At 67.6% G+C, this 25,666-nt stretch carries 21 protein-coding genes; 4 read left to right on the top strand and 17 right to left on the bottom strand.

Translation table 11 applies throughout. The features are described 5' to 3' along the window. The first annotated feature begins 199 nt into the window (after positions 1–199). Both cdpA and U4Z31_RS30245 read left to right on the top strand, forming a co-directional pair. Positions 200–1,939: a cyclic di-GMP phosphodiesterase CdpA gene (gene cdpA / locus U4Z31_RS30250; protein ID WP_193759872.1), complete on the top strand. Its 1,740-nt coding sequence runs from the start codon at positions 200–202 to the stop codon at positions 1,937–1,939. 27 nt (positions 1,940–1,966) lie between these two features. Continuing rightward, positions 1,967–3,478 (top strand): HDOD domain-containing protein, encoded by a 1,512-nt coding sequence (locus U4Z31_RS30245; protein WP_321812231.1) that lies wholly within the window; start codon positions 1,967–1,969, stop codon positions 3,476–3,478. A 78-nt stretch (positions 3,479–3,556) separates the two neighbouring features. On the opposite strand, the gene U4Z31_RS30240 is transcribed toward U4Z31_RS30245, so the two are convergent. The 16 genes from U4Z31_RS30240 to hpnI form a co-directional block, all read right to left on the bottom strand. Next, positions 3,557–4,351: an ABC transporter substrate-binding protein gene (locus U4Z31_RS30240; RefSeq protein WP_044849131.1), complete on the bottom strand. Its 795-nt coding sequence runs from the start codon at positions 4,349–4,351 to the stop codon at positions 3,557–3,559. Between the two features lie 355 nt (positions 4,352–4,706). Next, complete coding sequence (gene astE / locus U4Z31_RS30235) at positions 4,707–5,741, bottom strand: succinylglutamate desuccinylase (RefSeq protein ID WP_321812230.1); 1,035 nt, start codon at positions 5,739–5,741, stop codon at positions 4,707–4,709. Between the two features lie 7 nt (positions 5,742–5,748). Further along, positions 5,749–7,089 (bottom strand): N-succinylarginine dihydrolase, encoded by a 1,341-nt coding sequence (gene astB, locus U4Z31_RS30230; RefSeq protein ID WP_321812229.1) that lies wholly within the window; start codon positions 7,087–7,089, stop codon positions 5,749–5,751. A 14-nt stretch (positions 7,090–7,103) separates the two neighbouring features. After that, positions 7,104–8,567, bottom strand: a complete 1,464-nt coding sequence (gene astD, locus U4Z31_RS30225; protein ID WP_321812228.1) for a succinylglutamate-semialdehyde dehydrogenase — start codon at positions 8,565–8,567, stop codon at positions 7,104–7,106. A 7-nt stretch (positions 8,568–8,574) separates the two neighbouring features. Next, positions 8,575–9,606 (bottom strand): arginine N-succinyltransferase, encoded by a 1,032-nt coding sequence (astA, locus tag U4Z31_RS30220; RefSeq protein ID WP_124521337.1) that lies wholly within the window; start codon positions 9,604–9,606, stop codon positions 8,575–8,577. Then, a complete protein-coding gene (gene aruF / locus U4Z31_RS30215; RefSeq protein WP_044849126.1) occupies positions 9,603–10,655 on the bottom strand; it encodes an arginine/ornithine succinyltransferase subunit alpha in 1,053 nt (350 codons plus the stop codon). The genes astA and aruF overlap by 4 nt, the downstream gene beginning before the upstream one ends. 30 nt (positions 10,656–10,685) lie before the next feature. Continuing rightward, the gene (locus U4Z31_RS30210) at positions 10,686–11,918 is read right to left on the bottom strand and encodes an aspartate aminotransferase family protein (RefSeq protein ID WP_044849125.1); all 1,233 of its coding nucleotides are present in this window, start codon (positions 11,916–11,918) and stop codon (positions 10,686–10,688) included. A gap of 949 nt (positions 11,919–12,867) precedes the next feature. Then, positions 12,868–13,911, bottom strand: coding sequence for a GlxA family transcriptional regulator (locus U4Z31_RS30205; RefSeq protein WP_044849124.1), 1,044 nt, complete (start codon positions 13,909–13,911; stop codon positions 12,868–12,870). A gap of 19 nt (positions 13,912–13,930) precedes the next feature. Continuing rightward, positions 13,931–14,731: an ABC transporter ATP-binding protein gene (locus U4Z31_RS30200; protein ID WP_044849123.1), complete on the bottom strand. Its 801-nt coding sequence runs from the start codon at positions 14,729–14,731 to the stop codon at positions 13,931–13,933. 20 nt (positions 14,732–14,751) lie between these two features. Beyond that, on the bottom strand, positions 14,752–15,465 hold the full coding sequence (locus tag U4Z31_RS30195) for an ABC transporter permease (RefSeq protein WP_044849122.1): 714 nt from the start codon (positions 15,463–15,465) through the stop codon (positions 14,752–14,754). Continuing rightward, entirely contained in the window at positions 15,462–16,151 is a 690-nt protein-coding gene (locus U4Z31_RS30190; RefSeq protein ID WP_044849121.1) for an ABC transporter permease, read from the bottom strand. Before U4Z31_RS30190 ends, U4Z31_RS30195 begins: the two co-directional genes overlap by 4 nt. A 266-nt stretch (positions 16,152–16,417) precedes the next feature. Further along, positions 16,418–16,975 carry a lipoprotein gene (locus U4Z31_RS30185; protein ID WP_044849120.1) on the bottom strand — a complete coding sequence of 186 codons (558 nt, stop codon included), beginning with the start codon at positions 16,973–16,975 and terminating at the stop codon, positions 16,418–16,420. Between the two features lie 88 nt (positions 16,976–17,063). Continuing rightward, the gene (locus U4Z31_RS30180; RefSeq protein ID WP_044849119.1) at positions 17,064–18,104 is read right to left on the bottom strand and encodes a lysylphosphatidylglycerol synthase domain-containing protein; all 1,041 of its coding nucleotides are present in this window, start codon (positions 18,102–18,104) and stop codon (positions 17,064–17,066) included. Then, entirely contained in the window at positions 18,101–18,985 is an 885-nt protein-coding gene (hpnK, locus tag U4Z31_RS30175) for a hopanoid biosynthesis-associated protein HpnK (RefSeq protein WP_321812227.1), read from the bottom strand. The genes U4Z31_RS30180 and hpnK overlap by 4 nt, the downstream gene beginning before the upstream one ends. A gap of 3 nt (positions 18,986–18,988) precedes the next feature. Beyond that, positions 18,989–20,431 (bottom strand): hopanoid biosynthesis associated radical SAM protein HpnJ, encoded by a 1,443-nt coding sequence (hpnJ, locus tag U4Z31_RS30170; RefSeq protein ID WP_308234889.1) that lies wholly within the window; start codon positions 20,429–20,431, stop codon positions 18,989–18,991. Positions 20,432–20,598: 167 nt separating this feature from the next. Next, positions 20,599–21,774, bottom strand: coding sequence for a bacteriohopanetetrol glucosamine biosynthesis glycosyltransferase HpnI (gene hpnI, locus U4Z31_RS30165; RefSeq protein WP_321812226.1), 1,176 nt, complete (start codon positions 21,772–21,774; stop codon positions 20,599–20,601). Positions 21,775–22,415: 641 nt separating this feature from the next. On the opposite strand from hpnI, the gene U4Z31_RS30160 reads away from it, so the two are divergent. After that, the gene (locus U4Z31_RS30160; protein ID WP_044849136.1) at positions 22,416–23,414 is read left to right on the top strand and encodes an LLM class flavin-dependent oxidoreductase; all 999 of its coding nucleotides are present in this window, start codon (positions 22,416–22,418) and stop codon (positions 23,412–23,414) included. Between the two features lie 42 nt (positions 23,415–23,456). Here U4Z31_RS30160 and U4Z31_RS30155 read toward each other — a convergent pair whose 3' ends face one another. Continuing rightward, positions 23,457–24,518 carry an alpha/beta hydrolase gene (locus tag U4Z31_RS30155; protein ID WP_321812225.1) on the bottom strand — a complete coding sequence of 354 codons (1,062 nt, stop codon included), beginning with the start codon at positions 24,516–24,518 and terminating at the stop codon, positions 23,457–23,459. Positions 24,519–24,692: 174 nt separating this feature from the next. On the opposite strand from U4Z31_RS30155, the gene pdxY reads away from it, so the two are divergent. Beyond that, positions 24,693–25,553 carry a pyridoxal kinase PdxY gene (gene pdxY / locus U4Z31_RS30150; protein ID WP_044849114.1) on the top strand — a complete coding sequence of 287 codons (861 nt, stop codon included), beginning with the start codon at positions 24,693–24,695 and terminating at the stop codon, positions 25,551–25,553. The last annotated feature ends 113 nt before the right edge of the window (positions 25,554–25,666 follow it).

Below are 25,666 nucleotides of genomic sequence, written 5' to 3'. Positions count from 1 at the left end.
CGGTCCAGCGGCCGTGCCAGCCGCGGCCGGCCGGTTAAAGATTTCGCGCAGCCTGCCGTTATTTCTTCCGGACAACCAGTTCCAGCCCTTCACGTCAGCGAGACACATGGAAGCCAACAGGAAACAGACGCCACGCAAGGGCTCCTGGCGCAATGCCTTGCATACGCTGCGCCGCTTCGCCTGGTCGGGCGGCGCGCTGATGCCTGCGCGCGCCGGCGCGCCGCGCCGCGACGACACCGTGCGCAACTGGCTGGAACAGACGGTCGGCACGGTGGACTTCCTCGCCCATGTCGACCGCGAGCTGCGTTTCCTGTACGTGTCCGATGCGAGCCTGCGCTTCATCGGCTATCACCGCGACTACCTGCACACGCTGACGCTGCGCGACCTGATCGCGGAACAGGATACCGCGACGCTCGAAGGCCTGCTTGCACGCGCCGCGCGCTCCGGCCAGGTCGAGAAGGCGACGATGTGCATCGTCAAGTCGCTCACCTACCCGCTCGACGTCGAGGTCCGCGCGTTCAAGAGCCGCCACCACGGCGTCGACGGCTTCGCGATCGCGGCGTTCGACGTGTCGGCCTGGCGTGCGCTCGAGGCACGCCTGACGTACGAGATGCACCACGACCCGATGACGGGGCTCGGCAACCTGTCCGCACTCGTGCCGGCGCTGATGCGCGCGCAGCAGGCCGCCGACGAAAGCGGCACCTGTGCCGCCCTGCTGCTGCTCGACCTCGACGACTACCAGCGCATCAACCGTGCGCTCGGCTACGACGCCGGCGACACGCTGTTGCGCGACACCGCGCAGCGGCTGCAGGCGCTCGTCGCGCCCGGCGAGCAGCTCGCGCGTGTCGCGAGCGACAAGTTCGCGGTCGTGCTCACCGCACCGGACCGCGCACACGCGAGCAATGCCGCGGACGCGCTCGCGCGCCGGCTGCAGGCCGCGGTGCGCGAACCTTACGCGTACCAGGGGCAGACCGTCCACCTGTCCGCGAGCATCGGCATCGCCGTGTACCCGGACGAACGGGCCGCGCCGCATCGCGCGCAGCATCACAGCCCGCTGCTGCGCCGCGCCGACCACGCACTCGCGCAGGCGAAGGCATCGGGCGGCAACGCGCTCGCGTTTCACGCGCCGGTCGACGATCCGGCCGACGCCGAGCGGCTCAAGCTCGAAGCCGACCTGTACGACGGCGTGCGCAACGGCGAGTTCTCGCTCCACTTCCAGCCGATCACGCGCAGCCAGTCGGGGGCGGTGGACGGCGTCGAGGCGCTGATCCGCTGGCGTCATCCGGTGCACGGCCTCGTGCCGCCGGCGACCTTCATTCCGCTCGCCGAATCGATCGGCCTGATCAACTATCTCGGCAACTGGGTGCTCAAGGCCGCGTGCATGCAGCTCGTCGCCTGGGATCGCCAGGGGCTCGCGCTGCAGTACGTGGCGGTCAACGTGTCGCCGCAGCAGTTCCGCGACCCGCGCTTCACGCAGAGCGTGCGCGAGGCGATCGCGCTGACGGGCATCGACCCGCGCCGCATCGTGCTGGAAATCACCGAAAGCCTGCTGATGCACGACCCCGTGCAGGCGAAGGGGCTGCTCGAGGAGCTGACCGAGCTCGGCATCCGCTTCGCGATCGACGATTTCGGCACCGGCTATTCGAGCCTCGCGTACCTGCAGCGCTTCCCGCTCGCGAAGCTGAAGATCGACCGCAGCTTCGTCGAGAACCTGCTGACGTCGCGCAACGACCGCGCGATCGTGTCGGCGGTGGTCGGCCTCGCGCAGACGCTCGATCTCGAGCTTGTCGCGGAAGGCGTCGAGACCGAGGCGCAGCGCGAACTGCTGACCGAGATGGGCTGCAACCACATCCAGGGCTGGCTCGTGTGCCAGGCGCTGCCGTCCGAGGAACTCGCACGGCGCTTCGAGGCGCAGCAGCTGCGCCTGCACGCCGCCTGACGCGCGCGGCGAACCGGATAGATCCGTATGTCAATCACCGCACACCTGCCCCGCACGGCGCTGCTCGACAAGCTGTGGGCCCGGATGAACGAACGGGGCGACTTCCCGCTGCTGTCGGAGTCGCTGCGCGCGACGATGGCCGCGATGAAGAACGACGACCTCGACTTCACCGCGCTCGTGCGCGTCGTGCTGTCGGATTTCGCGCTCACGCAGAAAGTCCTGCGGCTCGCCAATTCCGCGATGTACATGGCGTTCGGCGGCAACATCACGACCGTCACGCGGGCGCTGATGGTGCTCGGCATGGACACGGTCGGCCATCTGGTCGTCGGGCTGAAGCTCGTCGACCACTTCCACCACAGCACGCCGCGCCGCATCGACGCGAAGCTCGAGCTGAACCGCGCGCTGCTGTCCGGCTGCGTCGCCCGCAAGCTCACCGAGCACGCGGAGCTGCGCGGCGGCGAGGAAGCCGTCGTCTGCACGCTGATGCGCCAGGTCGGCAAGCTGCTGGTGGTCTGCTATCTCGACAGCGAATGGGACCGGATCCGCCGTCGCGCCGCCGAGCTGGACGGCGACGATGCGGCCGCGTGCATCGACGTGCTCGGCGTCGGCTTCGACGAGATCGGCCTCGAGGCCGCCGCGAGCTGGCGGCTGCCCGACGTGATCCGCGCCGGGATGGCCGACGACGATGGCCGTACCGCGCATGCCGCGAGCCTCGACGAGGACGATGACGACGCCGACCGCCAGCGCTCCCGCGACGCGTGCGCCGACGACAGCCCCGGCCGCGTACGCTGGCTGCGCGCGGTGAGCCGCTGCTCGACCGATGTCGCCGGTGCGCTCGCGATGCCCGCGGGGCCGCAGCGCGACGCGCACATCGCGGTGCTCGCGCAGCACTACAGCCAGGAGCTGGACATCGACGCCGACGCGCTGGTGGCGATCGCCGACCGGCTCGCATCCGAGGAAGCGAGCGACACCGTGATGCGCGAGATCGTCGAGCTGCGCGCGAACGCCGACGCGATCGCGCGGGCGCAGCCCGATCCCGAGGCATGCCTCGAGGCCGGTCTCGCGGACCTGCGCGCGCTGCCGTCCGAGCACGTGCTGACGCCGGTGCTCGCGCTCGCGTCGGAAAGCCTGCTCGCGGGCCTCGCGTTCACGCGCACCGTGATGTTCGTGCGCCGGGAAGACAGCGCGTTCGCCGCGCGTCTCGGCTTCGGCCCGGGCGTCGATGCGGCGCTCGACCGGCTGTGCTTCGACGAGCGCTTCGAGCCGGACGTGTTCCATCTCGCGATCACGAACTCGGTCGGCATCTTCATCGAGCAGGCGCAGGACCCGAAGATGGTGAAGCGCCTGCCCGCGTGGTATCTCGACGCGCTTCCGGACACGCGCGCGTTCGTGCTGCTGCCGGTGCGCGTCGGCGCGAAAACGGTCGGCCTGCTGTACGGCGACTGGGCCGGCGCGCAGCCGGCGCGCAAGATCACGCAGCAGGAGATGAGCGTGCTCAACGAACTCGCGCGCGAACTGGGGCGGTTCTTTCCCGCGTAATCGGCGTGATGCGGGCGGCGCCCCAAAAGCAAACCGGCCGCAAAAGCGGCCGGCTGCAGGTACGACGGATCGAAATGCTTACTTGAGCGTGACCGGCACGCTGAAGTACTTCTTCGCGAGGTTGTCGATCGTGCCGTCGGCCTTCAGTTCCTTCAGCGCCTGATCGAGCGCGGTCTTCAGTGCCGCGTCGTTCTTGCGCAGGCCGAAGCCGACGCCCGAACCGAGGATCTCGGCATCGCTGACCGTGCCGCCGGCGAAGCCGAAGCCCTGGCCTTGCGGCTTCGACAGGAAGCCCTTCGAGCCGGCCTCCGAATCCTGGAACGCCGCGTCGAGACGGCCCGACTTCAGGTCGGCGTAGGCCAGGTCCTGCGTCTGGTACGGCACGACTTCGACGCCGGCCGGCGCCCACTTCTTCTTCGCGTACGCTTCCTGGATCGTGCCCTGCAGCACGCCGACGCGCTTGCCCTTCAGTGCTTGCGGGGTCGGCTGCAGGCCGCTGCCCTGCTTCGCGATCAGCTGGTTCGGGATCGTGTAGATCGGATCGGTGAACGCGATCGCGTGCTTGCGCTGGTCGGTGATCGTCATGTCCGAGTTGATCGCGTCGAACTTGCGCGCCTGCAGCGCGGGGATCAGGCCGTCGAAGTCGTTCTCGACCCACACGCACTTCGTCTTCAGCTTCGCGCACACCGCGTTGCCGATGTCGATGTCGAAGCCGGTCAGCTTGCCGTCGGGCGTCTTGTATTCGAACGGCGCGTACGAGGCCTCGACGCCGAACCGGATCTCCTTCAGATCCGCTGCCATCGCGCTGCCTGCCGCCACGGCCGATGCCGCCACTACCGCGTGCGCGGCCACTTTACGCCAATCCAACTTCATCAGGTGTTCTCCTCGATACTCGAATGTTCCGGAACTACGGGCGCATGCATCATCGCAGGGTCGGATGACGACGCCAATGCCGATGCCGCGCCTTGATGCGGCGCAACAGCCGCAAGGCCGCGATTGTACCAATCCGCGCGGCCCGGCACGGCAAAGCGCCCGCCGGCCCGCGATGCTGCGCTGCGTGCACGATGACGGCAGGATGCGCCGTCGAACTTGCAAGACGATGTCGCAAATACGCAAGCGTGTCGCACGGGCCATCCGCGCGGCATGCGGGCGTCGATCGCAAAAAAGGAAATGCGGCCGGACGATGCGCGGGCCGCGGCCCCCGCAGCCACGCGCCATCGGCCTTGGATCAGACGAGTGCGGCCAGCGTCTCGCGCGTCGTATCGACCACGAGCAGCCCCGCGCGCAGGCCCGGCTTGACAGCCGGATTCGGAAACACGATGCGCTCCTCGTCGTGCTGCACCGTGTAGCGGTATTCGCCGTCCTGCGCGAGCACGGTGCCGCGCGCGAACGCGGTGAAATTCGCGACGTCGGCCGCGACGAACAGCTCGAGTGCATCGCTCTGCTTCGTGATCTGATCGATCACGGTGAACACGCGCGGCAACTTGGCGTCGACGTCGCGCGGCGCACCTGACACGAGCTTGCGCACCGCACGGTCCGCCGGCGCGAAGCGCGACAGGTCGTTCTGGCCGAACGGCCGCACCTTGCCGAGTTCGAGCGTGCACGCGAGCGCGCCGCAGTGCTCGGCCGTGTAATGCGAATACGTGTTGCCCTTCGCGGTATGCAGCAGCACGGCCGCGATGCGCGCATCGCCGAGCCATTCGACCATCTTGCGGGCCGGCGGCGTGCCCGTGTGGGGCAGCAGCGCGAACTGTTCGAACACCGATGCGCGGATCGCCGTGTGCATGTCGACATGCCAACGCGCGCTGCCTGCCGGCGCGGCCGCGAAGAACGCGGCGGCCGCCCCTTCGAGCTGCACCGCGCGCGGCGCTTCGCGGCTCGCGGGCACTTGTGCGTGACGGCCGCTGAACAGGCGGTTCAGGTCGTCGTCGAGATAGCGTGCGCCCGCGCGCATCGCCGGCACGTTGCCGAGCACGACGAGCAGGCGGCACGCGAGCGGCAACGTGCCCGCCGCGAGATCGCGCACGAGCATCGACAGCAGCTCGATCGGCGCGGTCTCGTCGCCATGCACGCCGGCCGACACGAGCACGCTCGCACGCGCCGCAGCGCCCGCTTCGTCCGCTGCCGGCTCGAGCGCGAGCAGCCCGTCGCCGAGCCATTGCCAGCGCACCGCACCGTTCGCGCACGTGCCGACCTTCACGGCCGGCGCGTCGCCCGCGAGCGTGAACGCTAGGAAGTCGTCGAGCAGCACGGCGGCCGGCATGCGGGACTCAGCGCTGGAAGTCATACAGCGACCCGACGCGCAGGATCTGCGTGAGCTCGTCGAGCGCCGTGCGCGATTCGTCGAGCAGCGTCGGATCGGCGAGGTCTTCCGGTGCGAGACGGTCGCGGTAGTGCTTTTCGATCCACGCGTCGAGCGACGCGAACAGCGTGTCGTTGATCCACACGTTCGACGTGACGGCCGCACGCTCGGCGTCGTTCAGCACGACGCGCAGGCGCAGGCAAGCCGGGCCGCCGCCGTTCTTCATGCTTTCGCGCAGGTCGAACACGAGCACGTCGCGGATCGGGCCGTTGCCGGCCGCGAGCTGGTCGAGATAGGCGGCAACGTTCGCGTTCTCGCGGCATTCCTGCGGCACGACGAGCACCTGCGAGCCGTCCGCGCGCGACAGCAGCTGGCTGTTGAACAGGTACGACGTGACCGCATCGTTCACGCTCACGGCCGCATCGGGCACCTCGATCACGTTCAGCCGCGCGCCGCGCGCGTCGAGCGTGGCGGTCAGCGTGTCGTAGATCGCCTGCTTGTTGACGAACGCGCGCTCGTGCGTGAACAGCGTGTCGCGGTTGCCGACCGAGATCACGTCGTTGTGGAACACGCCTGCATCGATCACGTCCGGATCCTGCTGCGCATAGACCGTCGCCGTTTCGGCGAGACCGTGGCGATGCGCGACCGCGCGGCTCGCCTCGAAGGTCTGGCGCGCCGGGAAACGCTTCGGCTCCGCGCCGCGGCGGTATTCCGCGCGGCCGTACACGAAGAACTCGACGCCCGGCAGGCCGTATTCGGCGCAAAAGCGCGTGTGGTTGGCCGCGCCCTCGTCGCCGAGTGCCGGCGTGCCCGTCAGCGCCTCGTGCACCGCGAAGTGCGCGGGATCGGCGAACAGCGTCGACAGCGTGCGGCGCGTCGCTTCGTGCTCGATCGCGCGATGCAGCTTGCTGCACAGGTTGGCCGGCGTGAAGTGCACGCGGCCGTCGCTCGTGTCGGCCGACGGGCTGACGGTCGCCGCGTTCGCGGTCCACATCGCCGACGCCGAGCTCGCCGCGGCGAGCAGCTCGGGCGCCTGCTTCGCGGCCTTCGCGATCACGTCCGCGTCCTTGCCGGAGAAGCCGAGCTCGCGCAGCAGGCGCAGCGACGGGCGCTCCTGCGGCGGCAGCACGCCTTGCGCGAAGCCGAGATCCGCGAGCTGCTTCATCTTGCGCAGCCCCTGCTTCGCGGCGGCCTTCGGATTCGCGGCCGACTTCTCGTTGTTGAGCGACGCCACGTTGCCGAACGACAGCCCGGCGTAGTTGTGGGTCGGGCCGACGAGTCCGTCGAAATTGGCTTCTTGTGCGTTCATCGTCGTTCCCTCGATCAGAAATGCAGGCCCGGCGACAGGCTCGCGGGCAAGGTCAGTTGGGTGCTTTCCACCGACGCCATCGGATACGCGCAATAGTCGGCCGCGTAGTACGCGCTCGGCCGATGGTTGCCCGAGCGGCCCGTGCCGCCGAACGGCGCGGCGGACGATGCGCCGTTGGTCGGGCGGTTCCAGTTGACGATCCCTGCACGAATCGTGCGGCGGAAGTGGTCCCACGCGTTGGCGTCGTCGGCCAGCAGGCCGGCCGACAGGCCGAACGCCGTGTCGTTCGCGCGCTCGATCGCTTCGTCGAACGTCGCGTAGCGGACGATCTGCGCGAGCGGGCCGAAGTGCTCTTCGTCGGGCAGGTTCGCCACGCCGGTCACGTCGATGATCGACGCGTTCACGAAGCCCAGGCGCGGATCGCGCTGCGTCATCGCGATGATCGGCTGCGCGCCCTGCTCGATCAGGCGCGACTGCGCGTCGACGAGCTTGGCGGCCGCGCGTGCCGAGATCACCGCGCCCATGAACGGCTGCGGATCGGCGTCGAACACGTCGGCCGTGATCTTCGACGTGACGTCGGCGAAGCGTGCGAGGAAGCGGTCGCCGAACGCGCCCTGCGGCACGAAGATGCGGCGTGCGCACGTGCAGCGCTGGCCGGCCGACAGGAACGCCGACTGGATCGTGTGATGCACGGCCGCGTCGACGTCCTCGACTTCGCCGATCACGAGCGGGTTGTTGCCGCCCATCTCGAGCGCGAGCACGATTTCCGGACGGCCGCCGAACTGCTTGTGCAGCAGCGTGCCGGTATCCGAGCTGCCGGTGAAGAACAGCCCGTCGATCTGCCGGTGATTCGCGAGCGCGATGCCGGTGTCCTTCTCGCCCTGCACGAGGTTCAGCACGCCGGCCGGCAGACCGGCTTCCTGCCACACCTCGACCGTCGCGCGCGCAACGCCCGGCGCGAGCTCCGACGGCTTGAACACGACCGCGTTGCCCGCGATCAGCGCCGGCACGATATGACCGTTCGGCAAGTGGCCGGGGAAGTTGTACGGACCGAACACCGCGACGACGCCGTGCGGGCGATGGCGCAGCACCGCGACGCCGTCGGCCATGTCCTGGCGCTTCTCGCCGGTGCGTTCCTGGTAGGCCTGGATCGAGATGCCGACCTTCGCGGCCATCGCCGCGACTTCGGTGCGGGCTTCCCACAGCGGCTTGCCGGTCTCGCGGCCGATCGCGGTCGCGATCGCTTCCTTGCGTTCGGTGAGCAGCGCGGCGAAGCGCTTGACGATTTCGCAGCGCGCTTCGAAGTCGAGCGCCGACCAGCCGGCGAACGCGCGGCGCGCGCTCGCGACCGCGCGGTCGACGTCGGCCGCCGACGCGCTTTCGCCCTGCCATGCGATCGCGTCGGTGCCCGGGTTGCGCGAAGCGAAGACGGGGCCCGAGCCTGCGACCCAGGCGCCGTCGATGAAGAGTTCCGTCATGATTCGTTTATCCCTGTTTGACTTTGAGCGGCAGCACGCGGACCGGATCGCCGGCCTTCACGTCGAGCGCGGCGGCATCGTCGGCCGACAGCACGAACGACCCGTTCACGACCACGCCCGGCGCGACGCCGACGCGGAAATCGCCGAGCGACGTGTTCGATACGAGCGACTTCGGCATATCTTCCCGCACGTCGGGCACGCCGATCGCGACCGGCACGACGACGCTCTCGCGCACCGTGCGCAGGTCGTTGATGTGGCATTCGAGCACCGGGCCCGCGTCGAAGATGTCGACGTGGTTCTGGTAGCGCAGCCCTTCGGCCTCGAGCATCTTGCGGGCCGGCAGCGTGTCGCGGTGCGTGAGGCCGACCGCGTCCTGCGCGTCCTGCGGCAGCAGGTCGACGTACACCGGATAGCGCGGCATCAGTTCCGCGAGGAACGACTTGCGGCCGTGCGAGCTGAGGTAGTCCGCCGCGTTGAAATCGATCTGGTAGAAGTGCGAACCGACCGCGCGCCAGAACGGCGACGTGCCGTCCTCGTCGAAGTGGCCGCGCAGTTCCGCGCAGATGCGTTCCGGGAAGCGTTCGCGGAACTGCGCGATGAACATGAAGCGCGAGCGCGACAGCAGGCCGCCGACGCCGCCCGTGCGGTAACGCGGGCTCAGGAACAGCGAGCACACTTCCGCGTAGCCCGTCAGGTCGTGCGAGATGTTCAGCGCGGACATCCGCGTCCACACGCCGAGCTCCTGGCTCGCGTGCACGACCGTGCTCACGCGATAGTTGTAGAACGGCTGTTCGAGGCCGACCTGCGTCTCGATCCCGCACACGCCCGCGATGTCGCCCGTCTTCGATTCTTCCATCACGAAGAAGTAGCCGGCCTCGCCCGGTGCGGCCTCGCCGTCGAGCGTGCGGCGCGTGCGTTCGATGCGCGCGGCGAGCGCGTCGCGATCGGGCTTGAACGTGGTCAGGCCCGGCCCGGTTTCCTTCGCGAGCGACACGAGCGCGTCGACGTCGCCCGTTTGTACGACCCGAACGACGATCATGCTGCGTCTCCCTTCATGTCTTCATCGTCGCGGCGGTGCAGCGGCACGCAGCGCACGACATCACCATCCTTCACATCGAGCGCCGCGCGCACGTCGCCGGCGAGCGGCGCGTCGGCCGTATCGCCCGGCAGGTCGGCCAGCACGCAGCGGAACGATTCGCCGCTGCCGGTCGACACCATGTACGCGACGTCGCCCTGCTGATGCGCGGCTTCGCGCACCGTGCGCTCCGCGCCGTGCTTCACGCATGCGGTGCGGTCGACCTGCGCGGTCAGCACGGGGCCCGCGTCGAAGATGTCGACGAAGCGGTCCGGCTCGAAGCCTTCCTCGAGATGGATGTCGTACGCGAGCAGCGCCGTTTCGTTCGGCTCGCCGAGCACGCGCTGCGCGGCTTCCGGCAGCAGCGGTACGTAGAGCGGATACGCCGGCATCACTTCCGCGATGAACGTGCGGCTGCGGCCGCCCGACGCGATGTCGACGTCGGTGAAGTTGCGGCCGAAGAACTTGCGGCCCACCGCTTCCCAGAACGGCGATGCGCCCGTGCTGTCGCTCACGCCGAGCAGCAGCGTGAACACTTCCGGCGTGAAGCGGCGGCGGTTCGCGGCGATGTACATCATCCGCGCACGCGAGATCAGGTGCGCGGCCGCGTCGCCGCGCAGCGACGGATCGACGTAGAAGCCCGCCAGCCGGCTCTTGCCGGTCAGCTCGTGCGACATCGTGAGCGCGTGGATCTTGCGGTTCACGTGCAGCTCGCGCGACGCGTGGATCAGTGCATCGTTGCGGAATGCGTAGAACGGTTCCGAGTAGCCGGCCGCGGCCACGATGCTCGCCGTGCCGAGCAGCTTGCCCGTCGACGAATCCTCGAGCACGAAGAGGTAGAACTCCTCGCCGGCGAAGTCGACGTCCGCGCGAAACGAATCCTCGGAGAGCGCCACGCGCGCTTCGAGCGCCGCGCGATCGTGCGGCAGCGAGTGCAGGACCGGCTGCGCGGTGCGCGCCATGTGCGCGAGCGCATCGAGATCCGTGAGTTTGCCGGGGCGAACAAATAGCATCGTCGTTCCTGTCTGCGATGGGCGCGCCGATCAGCGCGCGGTGGCTTCCTGGGCCGCGAGCACCTGCTCGACTGCCTTCTCGAAGCGCTTCACGCCTTCGTCGAGCAGGTCGAACGGGATCACGAGCGACGGCACGAAGCGCAGCACGTTCGGGCCCGCGATCAGCATGATCAGGCCGTTCTCGGCGGCGGCGGTGACGAAGTCCTTCGCGCGGCCGTCGAATGCGGCGGTGAGTTCCGCGCCGACCAGCAGGCCCTTGCCGCGGATGTCCTTGAAGATGCCGAAGCGTGCGTTGATGCGTTCCAGCGCGCCCTTCAGGCGCACGCTGCGTTCGCGCACGCCTTCGAGCAGCGCCGGGTCGCCGATCAGCTCGACGACCTTGTCCGCGATCGCCGACGCGAGCGGGTTGCCGCCGTACGTCGTGCCGTGCACGCCGACCTTGAAGTGGGCGGCCAGTTCGTTCGTCGTCAGCATCGCGCCGATCGGGAAACCGTTGCCGAGTGCCTTCGCGGTCGTGAGGATGTCCGGCGTGACGCCCGTGTCCATGTATGCGTAGAACTGGCCCGTGCGGCCGACGCCCGTCTGCACTTCGTCGAAGATCAGCACTGCGTCGTTGGCGTCGCACGCTTCGCGCAGTGCCTTCAGGAAGGCCGGATCGGCCGGGATCACGCCGCCTTCGCCCTGCACCGGCTCGACGATCACCGCGCAGGTTTGCGGGCCGATCGCGGCCTTGGCCGCTTCGATGTCGTTGAACGGCAGGTGCTTGATGCCTTCCGGCACCGGACCGAAGCCTTCCGAGTATTTCGGCTGGCCGCCGACGCTGACCGTGAAGAACGTGCGGCCGTGGAACGACTGGACGAACGACACGATTTCGTATTTGTCGGCGCCGTGGCGGTCGAATGCGACGCGGCGTGCGAGTTTGAGGGCGGCTTCGTTCGCTTCCGCGCCCGAGTTCGCGAAGAATGCACGGTCGGCGAAGGTCAGCGCTTCGAGGCGCTTCGCGAGGCGCAGCACCGGCTCGTTCGTGTAGCCGTTGCCGATGTGCCAGAGCTTGCGGCCTTGTTCGTCCAGGACCTTCAGCAGTTCCGGGTGGCCGTGGCCGAGCGACGTGACGGCGATGCCGCAGGCGAAATCCACGTATTCGCGGCCGGCCGTGTCCCACACGCGCGAGCCCTCTGCACGGTCCGGCACGAACGGCGCGGGGGAGAATACCGGCACCATCACTTCGTCGAATGTCTGGCGGGTCACGGTCGAGGTCGTCATGGTCGTTCCTTTCGGTTTCGTAAGAGGGTTCAACAGGATCAAGTTTAGGTAAGGGTGACGCAAGCGTCTTGCGGAATTGCGACGGGTTCTATCGGAAGCGGATAGGGCGCTTTATTTTGCCTCTCCCCGGCGGGGGGTGGCGTTTTGTGCTTGGTTGCTGTTTCGCGGTTTTTTTGGCGGTGCGCTTGCGTTTGACGTGAAGCACCTGCGATCGTGTCGGTCTATTAGCGTCGCCCCTGCGCGGGGCGGCGGTTACTTTTCTTTGTCTTGCCAAAGAAAAGTAACCAAAAGAAAGGCGCCCGGATAACGCATGACTTCCCGGTGCCGTAGTCCACCAAGTGGCCCTCGCCTAAGTGTCCGCGCCAGTCCGGAACCCGGAGTGGTTCGAGCAATGGTTCTGACACCACTCACCACCCCGCGAAGTGGTATACCGCCCGCTAGCTCCGCCCTCGCTTCGCTCGGTCGACAGGTCCACACGCCCCGCTTTGAAAGCTGTCGGTTGATTGGCTTCCACAATTGCGGCGGGTGGCGCATGAATTCAATAAATTGAAATCGTCGTTGTGGTACAGCGGCTCCTCACTGATTTGGGGAACTGATCAGTGGGTGTCCATGTGTGGCGCGGGCGCATGAATGCGGCCGAAGAACCTTGCAGCCGAGCATAGCGAGGATGGAGCTAGCGGGCGGTATACCGCTCTGTTGCGTAGGGAGTGATGTCAGAACCATTGCTCGAACCACTCCGGGTTCCCGACTGGCGCGGACACTTAGGCGAGGGCCACTCCGGTGGCCATGGCACCGGGAAGTCATGCGTTATCCGAGCGCCTTTCTTTTGGTTACTTTTCTTTGGCAAGACAAAGAAAAGTAACCGCCGCCCCGCGCAGGGGCGACGCTAATAGACCGACACGATCACAGGTGCTTCACGACAAATGCAAGCGCACCACAAAAAACAGAATCAATCCTTGCCACCCCGCTCAACAAGCGCGCCCCCGCGAGGCTCCCCCCCACCGCCGGTCTGCTTCTCGAGCCAGGCTCTCCGATCCTCCCGAGGCGTGACCCCAAACCTTTCGCGGTACGCATTGGAAAAGTGCGCAGCAGAAGAAAACCCACAGGCGAGGCTCACCTGAACGACCGACTTGCTGGTCCGCTGCAACTGCGTGCGGGCCTTGAGCAACCGGAGATTGAGGTAATACTTGGAGGGCATCGCCCCGAGATACTGCCGAAAGAGCCGCTCCAGCTGCCGCCGCGACACGCCGACGAGCCCGGCGATCTCATCGGTCGTCAAAGGATCCTCGACATTGGCTTCCATCAAAAGCAACGCATCGTTCAGCCGAGGATGCCGCTCACCGGGCGCGGTCACAAAAGGAATCCGCTGCCGCTCCTCGCCGCTGCGCAAGGTCCCCGCCCCGAGCGCATCGGCAATGCGCTCACCCAGATCCGCCCCGTGTTCCCGGCCGATCATGGCCAGCATGAAATCGACGGTCGCCTGCCCGCCCGCACAGGTCGCCCGATCGCGATCGATCTCGAAGATCTGCTGCGTGACGATCGAGCGCTCGAACTGTTCGGCGAACTGCTGATACGTCTCCCAGTTCACGCTCACGCGATATCCGGAAAGCTGCCCGGCCATCGCAAGCCACCACACGCCGTGGTGAATCCCCGTGACGACCGGCGTGCGCTGCCCGACCCGCGCGAGACTCGCGAGAAACAACCGATAGTCGGCAAACTGCTGAAACCGCTCCGACACGACGATCAGCCAGTCGCACGCGATCGCATCGTTGAACGCCGCATCGGCATGCCACTGCGCGCCGCCGGCGAGCGGCACCGGCCGCCCGTCCCACGAACACACCTGCCAGCGATACAGCAAGCGCCCGTCGATCTCGTTCGCGAGATGCAACGCATCGACGATCGGACCCACACCCGACATCGACACGGGCGGCAATGCAACGATCGCCACCTGCGTCGTGCGGGTGGCGCCTGCGGGACGAGACACCGGTACCACGTATGAAACGCCCTTCGCGTTACTTGAGGCTACCCGACAGGAACTGCTTCAGACGCTCGCTCTGCGGACGCACCAGCACCTCCTTCGGATCACCCTCTTCCTCGGTCCGCCCCTGATGCAGGAACATCACGTGATTCGACACGTTGCGCGCGAAACCCATCTCGTGCGTGACGACGATCATCGTGCGGCCCTCCTCGGCCAGCTTCTGCATCACCTTCAGCACCTCACCGACGAGCTCCGGATCGAGCGCCGACGTCGGCTCGTCGAACAGCATCACGTCCGGATGCATCGCCAGCGCCCGCGCGATCGCGACACGCTGCTGCTGGCCACCCGACAAATGCGACGGATACTGCTTCTCGACGCGCGGCGGCAAACCCACCTTCTCCAGGTACTCGCGCGCACGCTCCTCGGCTTCCTTCTTCGCAATGCCGAGCACGTGCACCGGCGCTTCCATCACGTTCTCGAGCACGTTCATGTGCGCCCACAGATTGAAGTGCTGGAACACCATCGCGAGCTTGGTGCGGATGCGCTGCAACTGCTTGTGATCGGCCACCTCGAGCGCACCGGCGCGGTCGGTCTTCGTGCGCACGGCCTCGCCGTCGACGACGATCTGCCCCGCATTCGGCCGCTCGAGAAAATTGATGCAGCGCAAGAACGTGCTCTTGCCCGAACCGCTGGCGCCGATGATGCTGATGACGTCGCCGGCCTTCGCGTTCAGCGACACGCCCTTGAGCACCTCGTTGTCGCCATAGCGCTTGTGAATGTCGACCGCGGCAAGCTTGGTGGAAGCGGACGCGCTCGTTTGAGTGATCTCGGCCATCTGGCTCTCCTCGAATGAAATCAATGACGGCCGGCCGCGAGATACGCGAGCCAGTGGCGCTCCGCCCGGCGAAATGCCGCGACGAGTGCGAACGATACCGCAAGATAGATCAGTGCGGCGATCCCGAACGACTGGAACGCCATGTAGGTCGCGGAATTGGCGTCACGCGCGACCTTCAGGATGTCGGGCACGGTCGCCGTGAATGCAACGGTGGTCGCGTGCAGCATCAGGATCACCTCGTTGCTGTACAGCGGCAGCGCACGGCGCAGCGCCGACGGCAGGATCACCCGGCGATACATCGTGAACGGCGACATCCCGTACGCACGCGCCGCCTCGACCTCGCCGTGCGGAATCGCACGAATCGCACCCGCGAAGATCTCGGTCGTGTACGCGCAGGTGTTCAGCGCGAACGCGAGGATCGCGCAGTTGAAGCCGCTGCGGAAGAACGCGTCGAGCAGCGAGTGCGAGCGCACGAACTCGAGGCTGTACATGCCCGTGTACAGCAACAGCAGCTGCACGTAGAGCGGCGTGCCGCGGAACACGTACGTGTAGAACCGCACCGGCATCGACAGCCACTTCTTCTTCGACACGCGTGCGACCGCGAGCGGCACCGCGCACACGAAGCCGAGCGAAATCGACGCGACGAGCAGCCACAGCGTCACCGCAAGGCCGGAGAGGCGCTGGCCGTCCCAGTAAAGGAACGCCTGGCCGAATTCCTGGAGGATCTCGATCATAGTTCTGCGTGGCGCACGCCCGTGGAATAACGTTTCTCGAGCTGGATCAGCACGAGGTTGGAAACGGTCGTGATCGCGAGGTAGATCAGCGCCGCAACGAGGATGAAGAAGAACATGTTGAACGTGCTCTTGCCCGCGTCCTGCGCCGCCTTCACGACGTCGGCGAGGCCGATGATCGACACCAGCGCGGTCGCCTTCACGAGCACCTGCCAGTTGTTGCCGATGCCAGGCAGCGCGAAGCGCATCATCTGCGGAAACATGATCCGCACGAACACGCGCAGCCCGCTCATCCCGTACGCCGAGCCGGCCTCGAGCTGGCCGCGCGGCACCGACAGGAACGCACCGCGGAACGTCTCGGTGAAGTACGCGCCGTAGATGAAGCCGAGCGTCAGCACGCCGGCGACGAACGGGTCGATGTCGATCTGGTCCCAGCCGACGAGGTCGGTGAACTGGTTCAGCCAGATCTGGATGCTGTAGAACAACAGCAGCATCAGGACGAGATCGGGCACCGAGCGGATCAGCGTCGTATAACCGGTCGCGACCGCTCGCAGCACCCGGTTGTGCGACAGCTTCGCCACCGCGCCGATCAGCCCCAGCGCCACCGCAGCGGCGAGCGACAGCACCGACAGCTCGATGGTCTGCACGGTGCCGGCCCAGAGGACAGGACCAAAGCCGTAAAGGAACACGCGCGTCTCCAGTGTTGATGTGAACACCGGCGCGCATCACTGTCCGGCGCCGGGCTGACGCGGATAGTCGCAAGCGAAATTGTTTGCCTCAAATCACCGTGCGTGCGATTGCTGCATCGCAGCAATTCGTCCCACCATTTGCAGGCACGGCCTACCGCGCTGTTTCAAAAGGAAAAAAGCCGCTTCCTGACAGTCGGATGACACGCAGGGAAGCGGACTTTTTGCAATTTTCCGGTCGCTTTTTCGATATAGCGCCGGACGCGGGTTCAGCGCCCTTTCAGGATGTCGGAGCGCGAAGTCGTATAGACAAGCCCGTCCGGGCCGAAATGGACGTTGAAGAACGCGTCGGTGTTGACGCCGTCCTCGAGCCAGCGCCAGCTCCATACGGTCTCGGGCTTCAGCGGGTACTGCGCGACGTCGCCCGGCTTGCCGAGCAGGCGCCGCACCTCGTCCTCGGTCATCCCCGGGCGCACCTTCGCGAAGTTCTCGGCGGTCAGCACCTGCGTCGCGCCCGTGTAATACCCGCCCGGGTCGAGGTCGACGAACCAGGTCTGGTTGCCCATCGGGCCACGCGGGTATTCGAGGCGCTTCGAGCCGTCGGTGAACGCGCGCTCGGTCTCGGGCTTGCCCATCGTGGCGCGCACGTCGGCTTCGGTCGAGACGCCGGCCTTCAGCCCCTTGAGCAGCAGCGGCGCCGGCTTGATCGCGTTGAAGAAGTCCCTGATACGTTGCACGTCGAGATTGCCTTGCTTGTCGTCGCAGCCGGTCAGCGCCAGCGCGGCGGCCAGCATCGTGACGGGAAGCAGCCGGAAACGGAAGATCATCGGAAGAAATGCGCGTCGAGAAAACACGCGGCAAGGATACCCGCGCAACGCCAAAAGCGCGAGACGGACCGCGCGGCCCGTCTCGTGATCAATGCGTCGTTTCGGTTTGCACCTGGGCCTCGCGGCCCGCTTGCGGGGCGCGCGGCCCGGCCGGCACCGCCTTGATCCGGCGGCGCGTGCGCACCAGCTCGGCCAGTTGCCACGACCCGAGCGCGAGACAGCCGAACAGCACCTCGCGGCCGCGCTTGACCAGCGCGAGCGACAGCGCCGTCTCGCGATCGACGCCGAACATCTGCGCGAGCAGCACGACGGTCGCCTCCTGCACGCCGAGACCGCCCGGCACCATGAACGCCGCATGGCGCACGGCCTGCGTCATCGCCTCGATCGCGATCGCGCCGCCGATCGAGACCGGATGACCGAGCAGCGCGAGCGCCCAGTAGATTTCGAGCGCGCCGAGCACGTAGCCGGACAGCTGCCAGAAGAACGCACTGAACAGCAGCGGCGTGCGCGACATCAGCGCGTCGATGTCGCCATCGAGGCGGCGGCCGTCGACGCCCTGCAGCAACCGGTGCGAATCGCCGAGCAGGCGCCCCGCGAACCGCTCGATCGCATGGAAGATCCCGCCGCGCCGCATCAGCACGACGCCGAGCACCGGCAGCGGCAGGGTCAGCAGCAGCGCGAGGCCGATCGTGCCGCCGCCCATGTCGTGCGTCGTCGCGAGCAGCAGCACGAGGCCGAGCGCGGCGAACGCATACTGGACGACGATCGTCACCAGCACCTCGACGATCACCGACGCGGTCACGCGGCTCGCGTCGGGCACCTGCCAGCGCGCCATCCGGATCCCGACCAGCTCGCCGCCGATCCCGACCACCGGCAGCAGCCGGTTCACCGCTTCACGCACGGTCGCGACCCACCACAGGAACGACAGCGACGCGCGCCGGTCGAGCAACTGGTGCCACGCATACGCGTCGAGCAGCAGCGGCAGCGCATGGAACGGCACGAGCCACAGCAGCGCGAAGCCGGCGCGCTCGAGCATCCGCGTCACGTCGCCGATGCCTTCGTGCAGCCCGAGCGCGAGCAGGATCCCGATGCCGATCGGCCAGCCGAGCCATTTGATCCACTTGGTCATGACGGCTGCGCCCCCGCTTCGCGCGACGCGCGCGTGCCGCGCCGCGCCGCCGGCTGGCCGAACACGTCGGCAAAACCGCCGGTCGCGACGCCCGCGGCCTTCAGCGCGGCCGCGACGCGCGGCGACAGCAGCGCATCCAGTTCGTCGACCGGCCGGTAAGCGGCCATCGTCGGCGTGATCGGGCCGTCGCCGGCTTCCGCCGGATGACAGTAGATCTCGCCGACCCCGGGCGGCAATGCCGCGAGCGCGTCGAGCAGCACGGCCTCGTCCATCGCGCCCGTATGCTCGATCCCGACCACGTAGTCGTTGTGCGCGAGCCCCGCACGATCGAGCCGGGCGCGCACCAGCGCGATCCACGGCTTGAGCAGCGCGGGCGCGCGCGTTTCGTACGGCAGCCGCACCGCACGCAGCCCGTAGTCGCGGCCGATCTCGATGATCATCGACAGCACGGTCGGATGCAGGTGGAAATGCTTGTGCGCGTTCACGTGGTCGAGCGGCAGGCCGCTCGCCGCGAACGCGTCGAACTGCGCACGGATCTCGCGGCGCAGCTGCGCACGCACGTGCGGCAGGAAGAAGAAGCGGCAGCCGTCCTTCGCCATCGCATCGCCGAAGCGCCCGTCGCGGCCGACGAGCGCGGGAATGTCATGCGCGGGCAGCGTGGCCGGCCCGTCCGCGAGGACGAGATGCAGGCCGACCGCGAGCGACGGCAGGCGCCGCGCGCGTTCGATCGCATCCTGCGCCGCGGGCGCACCGACCATCAGGCTCGCGGCGTTCAGCACGCCGTCGCGATGCGCGCGCTCGACCGCCGCGTTGACGCGCGGATGCAGCCCGAAGTCGTCCGCGGTGAAGATCAGCGCCCGCGCCGCCCGCTGCGTCGCCACGAATCAGGCCTCGTGCGCGCGCAGGAAGCGGAAGAACTCGACGCCTTCGCGCAAGCGACGCTTCATCATGTCCCAGCTCGTCAGCATCTCGCGGACGATCTCCCAGATCTTCGACGGACGGAAGTAGAACTGGCGATAGAACTGCTCGAGATGGTGATAGATCTCGTCGCGCGACAGGTGCGGATAGCCGATCGCCGCGAGCTGCACGCCTTCCTTGCTGACCAGGTTGATGGTCTTGTTCTCTTCCATCCAGCCGTTCTCGACGGCCTGCTTGTAAAGCGTCGTGCCCGGATACGGCGCGGCGAGCGACACCTGGATCGTGTGCGGATTGATTTCCTTCGCGTACTCGATCGTCTTCTTGATGGTGTCCTGCGTCTCGCCCGGCAGGCCGAGGATGAAGGTGCCGTGGATCTTGATGCCGAGCTTCTTGCAGTCCGCGCTGAAGCGGCGCGCGAAATCGGTGCGCACGCCCTTCTTGATGTTCACGAGGATCTGGTCGTCGCCGGATTCGAAGCCGACCAGCAGCAGGCGCAGGCCGTTTTCCTTCATGATCTTCAGCGACTTGTACGGCACGTTCGCCTTCGCGTTGCACGACCACGTCATGCCGAGCTTGCCCAGACCGATGGCGATCGCTTCGGCGCGCGGCAGGTCGTCGGTGAAGGTGTCGTCGTCGAACATCAGTTCCTTCACTTCCGGCATGTTGTCGCGGATCCACTTCGCTTCCGCGAGCACGTTCTCGACCGAGCGCGTGCGGTAGCGATGGCCGCTGACCGTCTGCGGCCACAGGCAGAACGTGCAGCGCGACTTGCAGCCGCGGCCCGTGTAGATCGACACGTACGGGTAGTTCAGGTAGCCGATGAAGTAGTTGTCGATCTTCAGGTCGCGCTTGTAGACGGGCGCGACGAACGGCAGTTCGTCCATGTTCTCGAGGATCGGACGCGCTTCGTTGTGCTCGATCGAGCCGTCCTTCGCGCGCCAGCTCAAGCCCTTGATCTCGGGGAACGGCTTGCCTTCGGCGATTTCCTTGCAGGTGTAGTCGAATTCCTCGCGGCACACGAAGTCGATCGCGTCGCTCGCCGTGAGCGAGTTGTGCGGATCGACCATCACCTTCGCGCCCACCATGCCGACCAGCATCGACGGCTTCATCTTCTTCAGATCCTGCGCGAACATCGCGTCGGTCGGGAACGACGGCGTGCTCGTGTGGATGATCACGAGATCGTAGTCGTTGGCGATCTTCAGCGTTTCCTCGACCGACAGGCCGTCGGCCGGCGCGTCGACGACGCGGCTGCCCGGCACGAGCGCGGCCGGCTGCGCGAGCCACGTCGGGTACCAGAAGGAACGGATTTCGCGCTTCGCCTGATAGCGCGAGCCGGCTCCGCCGTCGAAGCCGTCATACGAAGGGGCCTGCAAGAACAGCGTTTTCATGAATGCTCCGGTAGCCTGCATAGTTCGATTCGTTTCAACGATTCAGTCAATCAACCGCGGGCCGCCCTGCCGGCGCCCGCCTCTCTGTCATGTCGCGTCGCGCGGCGTGGCCGCGCGGCGCGTCTCGGCCCTCGGGCCGGATTCGATCGGGACCGGGCGCATCGCCGGTTCCCTTCGGGGAACGTACGTCAGCGGCCGTCCCCGCCCTCCACGATCACCGTCGCGCGTTCGCCGCCGACGACCGTCATCCGCGCGCCGCGCCACACGACGTGCGTGCCGAACACGGCCGCGAGCCATTCGAGCGCGAGCAGCGTGTCGCGCACCGCGACGAGCGGCAGGTCGCGCCAGAACGCGCGCCAGCCGTCCTCGCCGCGCGCGTGCAGCACCAGCCGCCCGAACGCGCCCACGACGGCCGCGCCACCCGCCAGCGTGCCGGCGACGGTGCCGTCGAGACGCAGCGCGAGCGCCGCGCCGATCGCGAGCCACGGCGCGGTAAACGTGATGAACAGGAACGCGAAGCCGGCCGGGTTCAGCGAACGGATCGTGCGCAGCCAGCGCGTCTCGCGGTGCCAGAGCGGCCCGAACGACGGCTCGATCACGTCGGTCGCGACCTCGACCTCGGACAGCACAGTGCGCCGCCCGAGGCGGCGCGGCAGCTCGGCCAGCCAGAAGTCGTCGGCCAGCTCGTCCTTCAACGCGAGAAAACCGCCGATCCGGTCGAGCGTGTCGCGCGTGAGCGCCAGCGTCGCGCCGAAGCCGAAGCGGCTCGAGCGGCCGAGGTGCGTAATCCGTACCGACGGCGCGAACCAGGCATCGACGAACTGCGCGCCGATCCGCGTCCAGAACCCGCCGACGCTGCGCGCATGATACAGGCACGTGACGACCCCGACCGACGCGTCGGCGAGCGGCGCCGTCACGCGCTCCAGATAGTCCGGCTTCACCGCGATGTCGCTGTCCGCGATCACGATGCGGCCGTACTTCGCGCGTTCGGCGAGATTGATCAGGTTGCTGACCTTCAGGTTCTTGCCGTGCACGCGCGCGTCGATCACGAGCGTGATGTCGCATTCCGGATAATCGGCGCGCAGCCGCTCGACCACGGCGACCGCCGGATCGGATGCCGACGCGACCCCGAACAGCACTTCATGGCGCGGGTGGCGCTGTTCGCAGAACGTCGCGAGGTTCTCGTACAGGTGCGGCTCGGCGCCGCACAGCGGCTTGAGCACGCTGACGGGCTCGAAACCGTCGCGCGCGGCGGTGCGCGGCGTGCGCGGGCGCGGCGCGAACGCCGCGACGAACGCATAGCCGGCCGCAGCCAGCGTGAACACGGTCAGGAGCCAGTCGAGCAGCGTGACGGTCGGCGTCATGCGCGACGCCCTCCGGCGACGCGGGCGCCCTGCCGACCGATCGAACCGGGTTGAACGTGATTGGGTATTCCGACAGCAACGAACGCGGGCACGACCCGACTCCTTGTTCCAGCAGCGTCTGTGTAAATGGGGAGGCACGGCCCATTTCCCCGAAAGCGGCCATGCCCGGCATCGCGTGGCACATCCTCGCGCGATGCCCGGACGGGATGCGGGAAGATTCTAATGGCTACCGTCGGCACAACATGGACAGGCGCCGGATTTTAGCAGCCCGCGCCACCCCGCGCTTGGCACCACGCGAAACGGACTACTGCGATTTCGGCAAAGCTGTGCGGCCGGGGAACCATTCCGGTGCCACCTCGTTCACGTTAGCGTAAGCACTTTGCAGGCGGATTGCAGTCTTGAAAATCAAACGTTTCGTGGAAATTTGTATGTCGATGCGAAGACATGCCCAATCGCCGTAAAGATCGGTAATTATTCGGCGATTAGATTGATTTTTGCAACAGTTGTCCGCGCCACCTTGCGCCCCTGAAAGGCGCATGGGTATCCGCGCGTCGCCAGCGCGTTCCGGAACCCTTTGGCAAAATCATCGCCATCTGTTGCGCATGCGCATCACCGCGCCCCTCCCTTCCGAAGGCCACCCGATGATTCCGTTTTCCGTACTCGATCTCGCCCCCATTCCCGCCGGCGCCGACGCCGCGCAGGCGTTCCGCAACACCGTCGATCTCGCGCAGCACGCGGAGCGCCTCGGTTATCGCCGCTACTGGCTCGCCGAACATCACAACATGCCCGGCATCGCGAGCGCGGCCACGGCCGTCGTGATCGGCCACGTGGCGGGTGCGACGAAGACGATCCGCGTCGGCTCGGGCGGGATCATGCTGCCGAACCATGCGCCGCTCGTGATCGCCGAGCAGTTCGGCACGCTCGCGTCGCTGTATCCGGGGCGCATCGACCTCGGGCTCGGCCGCGCGCCCGGCACCGACCAGACCACGTCGCGCGCGCTGCGCCGCGACCTGATCGGCAGCGCCGACTCGTTTCCGGACGACGTCGCCGAACTGCAGCGCTACTTCGCGGAACCGGTGCCCGGCCAGCGCGTGCGCGCGGTGCCCGGCGCGGGGCTGGACGTGCCCGTGTGGCTGCTCGGTTCGAGCCTCTTCAGCGCGCAACTCGCCGCGATGCTCGGGCTGCCGTTCGCGTTCGCGTCGCACTTCGCGCCGGACTACCTGATGCGCGCGCTCGAAGTCTATCGCGCGCAGTACCGGCCGTCGGCCGCGTGGCCGAAGCCGCATGCGATGGTCGGCGTCAACGTGTTCGCGGCCGATACCGACGACGAGGCGCGGCGCCTCTTCACGTCGCTGCAGCAGCAGTTCATCAACCTGCGCCGCGGCACGCCCGGCAAGCTGCCGCCGCCCGTCGACGCGCTCGAGGCGAGCGAATTCGAACTCGCGAACGTCGCGCATGCGCTGTCGTTCGCGGCCGTCGGCTCGCGCGACACGGTGCGCGACAAGCTGCGCGACCGGATCGCGCAAACCGGCGCGGACGAGGTGATCATCACCGCGCAGATCTACGATCACGCCGCGCGCGTGCGCTCGTTCGAGCTGGCCGCGCAGATCCGCGACGAACTCGCGAACGAAACCCGCTGACCCGGCGGGCGGCCCACCCAGGCGGGTGCGCCCGCCTGCGCGTCACTGCGGGTGCACCGCCCCCATCCCGTCGAGCAGCGCCTTGTGGAACGCGTCCGGATCCTGGATCTGCGGCGCGTGCCCGAGCGCCGGGAATTCGACGAGCTGCGCGCCGGGAATCGCCGCCTGCGTGCGTTTCGCGAGTTCCGGGTAACGGCCGAGCTTCGCGTGCACGTCCGGCGGCGCCACGTCCTTGCCGATCGCGGTCGTGTCCTTGTCGCCGATCAGCAGCAGCGTCGGCACGCGTATCGCGCCGAGTTCGTAGACCACCGGCTGCGTGAGGATCATGTCGTAGATCAGCGCCGAGTTCCACGCGACCGCGTCGCGGCCCGAGCCGCGATACATGCCGGCGAGCATCTGCACCCAGCGCTCGTAGGACGGCGCCCACTTGCCCGCGTAGTAGGTCGCCTGCTCGTAACGGCGGATGCCGTCCGCCGTCGTCTTCTGCTCGCGTGCGTACCAGTAGTCGACCGACAGCGGCGGCACGCCGAGCGCCTTCCAGTCCTCGAGGCCGATCGGGTTCACCAGCACGAGCTGCTCGGTCGCCTTCGGGTACATCAGCGCGTAACGCATCGCGAGCATCCCGCCCGTCGAATGGCCGACGATCGTCGCCGATTTCACGCCGACCGACTCGAGCAGCGCATGCGTGTTGCGCGCGAGCTGCTGGAAGCTGTACTGGTAGCGCTCGGGCTTCGACGACTTGCAGAAGCCGATCTGGTCCGGCGCGATCACGCGATAGCCGGCGCGGCTCAGCACGCCGATCGTGTCTTCCCAGGTCGCCGCGCAGAAGTTCTTCCCGTGCAGCAGCACGACGGTGCGGCCGTTCGGGTGCGCCGGCTGCACGTCCATGTACATCATCTCGAGGGTGTCGCGCTGCGACACGAACGCGTAGCGATGCACCGGCTCCGGATAGGCGAAGCCTTCCAGGCGAGGGCCGTACGCGGGCCCGTCGTTGCCGGCCGGTGCCGGGACGTTGGCCGCGACCGACGTCGCGCATGCGGCGGCGACGCTCGCGCCGAGCACGGCCGCGCGCGCGAGGGAGAACATCTTGCAATTCGAAGGCATGGCGCTCACGGTAATGGGAAATGCACGCGGTCAGCCGGGCGGCTTCACGCCCCGCGATTCTACGCGGTCGGGCTGACGACGGCGCGCAACACTCGTCGGCCGAGCGACTTCCGCGCACGCGACGAACTCGGGTATCGTGTGACGAGACCCTGAAACGCCTGCAGGCGAACGCTCATGAAAAACGTCCTCAGCATTCAGTCGCACGTCATCTACGGACACGCCGGCAACAGCGCGGCCGTGTTCCCGATGCAGCGCCTCGGCGTCAACGTCTGGCCGCTCAACACCGTCCAGCTGTCGAATCACATGCAGTACGGCCACTGGGCCGGCAGCGCGATCGACGCCGCGAAGATGGAGCAGCTGGTCGACGGCGTCGCCGCGATCGGCGCGCTCAAGCGCTGCGACGCGGTACTGTCCGGCTTCGTCGGCTCGCCGGCGCAGGCGCGCGCGACGGTCGAGATCGTGCGCTCGGTGAAGGCGATGAACCCGAACGCGTGGTACTTCTGCGATCCGGCGATGGGCCAGACGGGCGGCATCCGCCCCGAACCCGGCGTCGAGGAATTCATCGTCGCGGAGATGCCGGCGCTCGCGGACGGCATGTCGCCGAACCACACCGAGCTGCAGAAGCTCGCCGGGCGGCGCATCGAGACCGTCGCCGAAGCCGTCGACGCGTGCCGCGCGCTGATCCGCCGCGGCCCGAAAATCATCCTCGTCAAGCACCTGCACGACCGCAGCAGCCCGGCCGACCGCTTCAACATGCTCGCCGTCACCGAGACCGAAGCGTGGATCGGCCAGCGCCCGCTGTATGCGTTTCCGCGCCATCCGGTCGGCGTCGGCGACCTCACCAGCGCCATTTTCGTCGCGCGCCGGTTGCGCGGCGACTCGGTGCGCGCCGCGTTCGAGCACACGCTCGCGGCGGTGCACGCGGTCGTGAAGGCAACCTACGACGCACGCCGCTACGAGCTCGAACTCGTCGCCGCGCAGGACGAAATCGCGCGCCCGAGCGAATGGTTCGGCGCGTGGGTGACGGACGCCTGACGCCGCTGCATCCGCATCGCAGGCGCGCGTCAAGCGCCATTTGCTGTCCTGCTGTCCTGCTGTCCTGCTGTCCTGCTTTCCTGCTTTCCTGCTTTCCTGCTTTCCTGCTTTCC

The sequence above is a fragment of the Burkholderia sp. BCC1985 genome (genome assembly GCF_905339915.1).
In the GTDB taxonomy this organism is placed as follows: Bacteria; Pseudomonadota; Gammaproteobacteria; order Burkholderiales; family Burkholderiaceae; genus Burkholderia.
Note: the sequence above shows the minus strand (reverse complement) of the source record. Positions and strands in the feature narration are given on the sequence as shown.

Excerpts from the sequence above, each read along its gene's own strand:
- hpnI (WP_321812226.1), bottom strand. The coding sequence starts at position 21,774 with ATGACGCCGACCGTCACGCTGCTCGACTGGCTCCTGACCGTGTTCACG.
- U4Z31_RS30185 (WP_044849120.1), bottom strand. The coding sequence starts at position 16,975 with ATGATCTTCCGTTTCCGGCTGCTTCCCGTCACGATGCTGGCCGCCGCG.
- cdpA (WP_193759872.1), top strand. The coding sequence starts at position 200 with ATGCCTGCGCGCGCCGGCGCGCCGCGCCGCGACGACACCGTGCGCAAC.
- U4Z31_RS30160 (WP_044849136.1), top strand. The coding sequence starts at position 22,416 with ATGATTCCGTTTTCCGTACTCGATCTCGCCCCCATTCCCGCCGGCGCC.
- astD (WP_321812228.1), bottom strand. The coding sequence starts at position 8,567 with ATGACGGAACTCTTCATCGACGGCGCCTGGGTCGCAGGCTCGGGCCCC.
- astA (WP_124521337.1), bottom strand. The coding sequence starts at position 9,606 with ATGATCGTCGTTCGGGTCGTACAAACGGGCGACGTCGACGCGCTCGTG.
- U4Z31_RS30155 (WP_321812225.1), bottom strand. The coding sequence starts at position 24,518 with ATGCCTTCGAATTGCAAGATGTTCTCCCTCGCGCGCGCGGCCGTGCTC.
- astE (WP_321812230.1), bottom strand. The coding sequence starts at position 5,741 with ATGCCGGCCGCCGTGCTGCTCGACGACTTCCTAGCGTTCACGCTCGCG.
- U4Z31_RS30210 (WP_044849125.1), bottom strand. The coding sequence starts at position 11,918 with ATGACGACCTCGACCGTGACCCGCCAGACATTCGACGAAGTGATGGTG.
- pdxY (WP_044849114.1), top strand. The coding sequence starts at position 24,693 with ATGAAAAACGTCCTCAGCATTCAGTCGCACGTCATCTACGGACACGCC.
- U4Z31_RS30245 (WP_321812231.1), top strand. The coding sequence starts at position 1,967 with ATGTCAATCACCGCACACCTGCCCCGCACGGCGCTGCTCGACAAGCTG.
- U4Z31_RS30200 (WP_044849123.1), bottom strand. The coding sequence starts at position 14,731 with ATGGCCGAGATCACTCAAACGAGCGCGTCCGCTTCCACCAAGCTTGCC.
- U4Z31_RS30180 (WP_044849119.1), bottom strand. The coding sequence starts at position 18,104 with ATGACCAAGTGGATCAAATGGCTCGGCTGGCCGATCGGCATCGGGATC.
- U4Z31_RS30240 (WP_044849131.1), bottom strand. The coding sequence starts at position 4,351 with ATGAAGTTGGATTGGCGTAAAGTGGCCGCGCACGCGGTAGTGGCGGCA.
- aruF (WP_044849126.1), bottom strand. The coding sequence starts at position 10,655 with ATGCTATTTGTTCGCCCCGGCAAACTCACGGATCTCGATGCGCTCGCG.
- hpnJ (WP_308234889.1), bottom strand. The coding sequence starts at position 20,431 with ATGCAGGCTACCGGAGCATTCATGAAAACGCTGTTCTTGCAGGCCCCT.
- astB (WP_321812229.1), bottom strand. The coding sequence starts at position 7,089 with ATGAACGCACAAGAAGCCAATTTCGACGGACTCGTCGGCCCGACCCAC.
- U4Z31_RS30195 (WP_044849122.1), bottom strand. The coding sequence starts at position 15,465 with ATGATCGAGATCCTCCAGGAATTCGGCCAGGCGTTCCTTTACTGGGAC.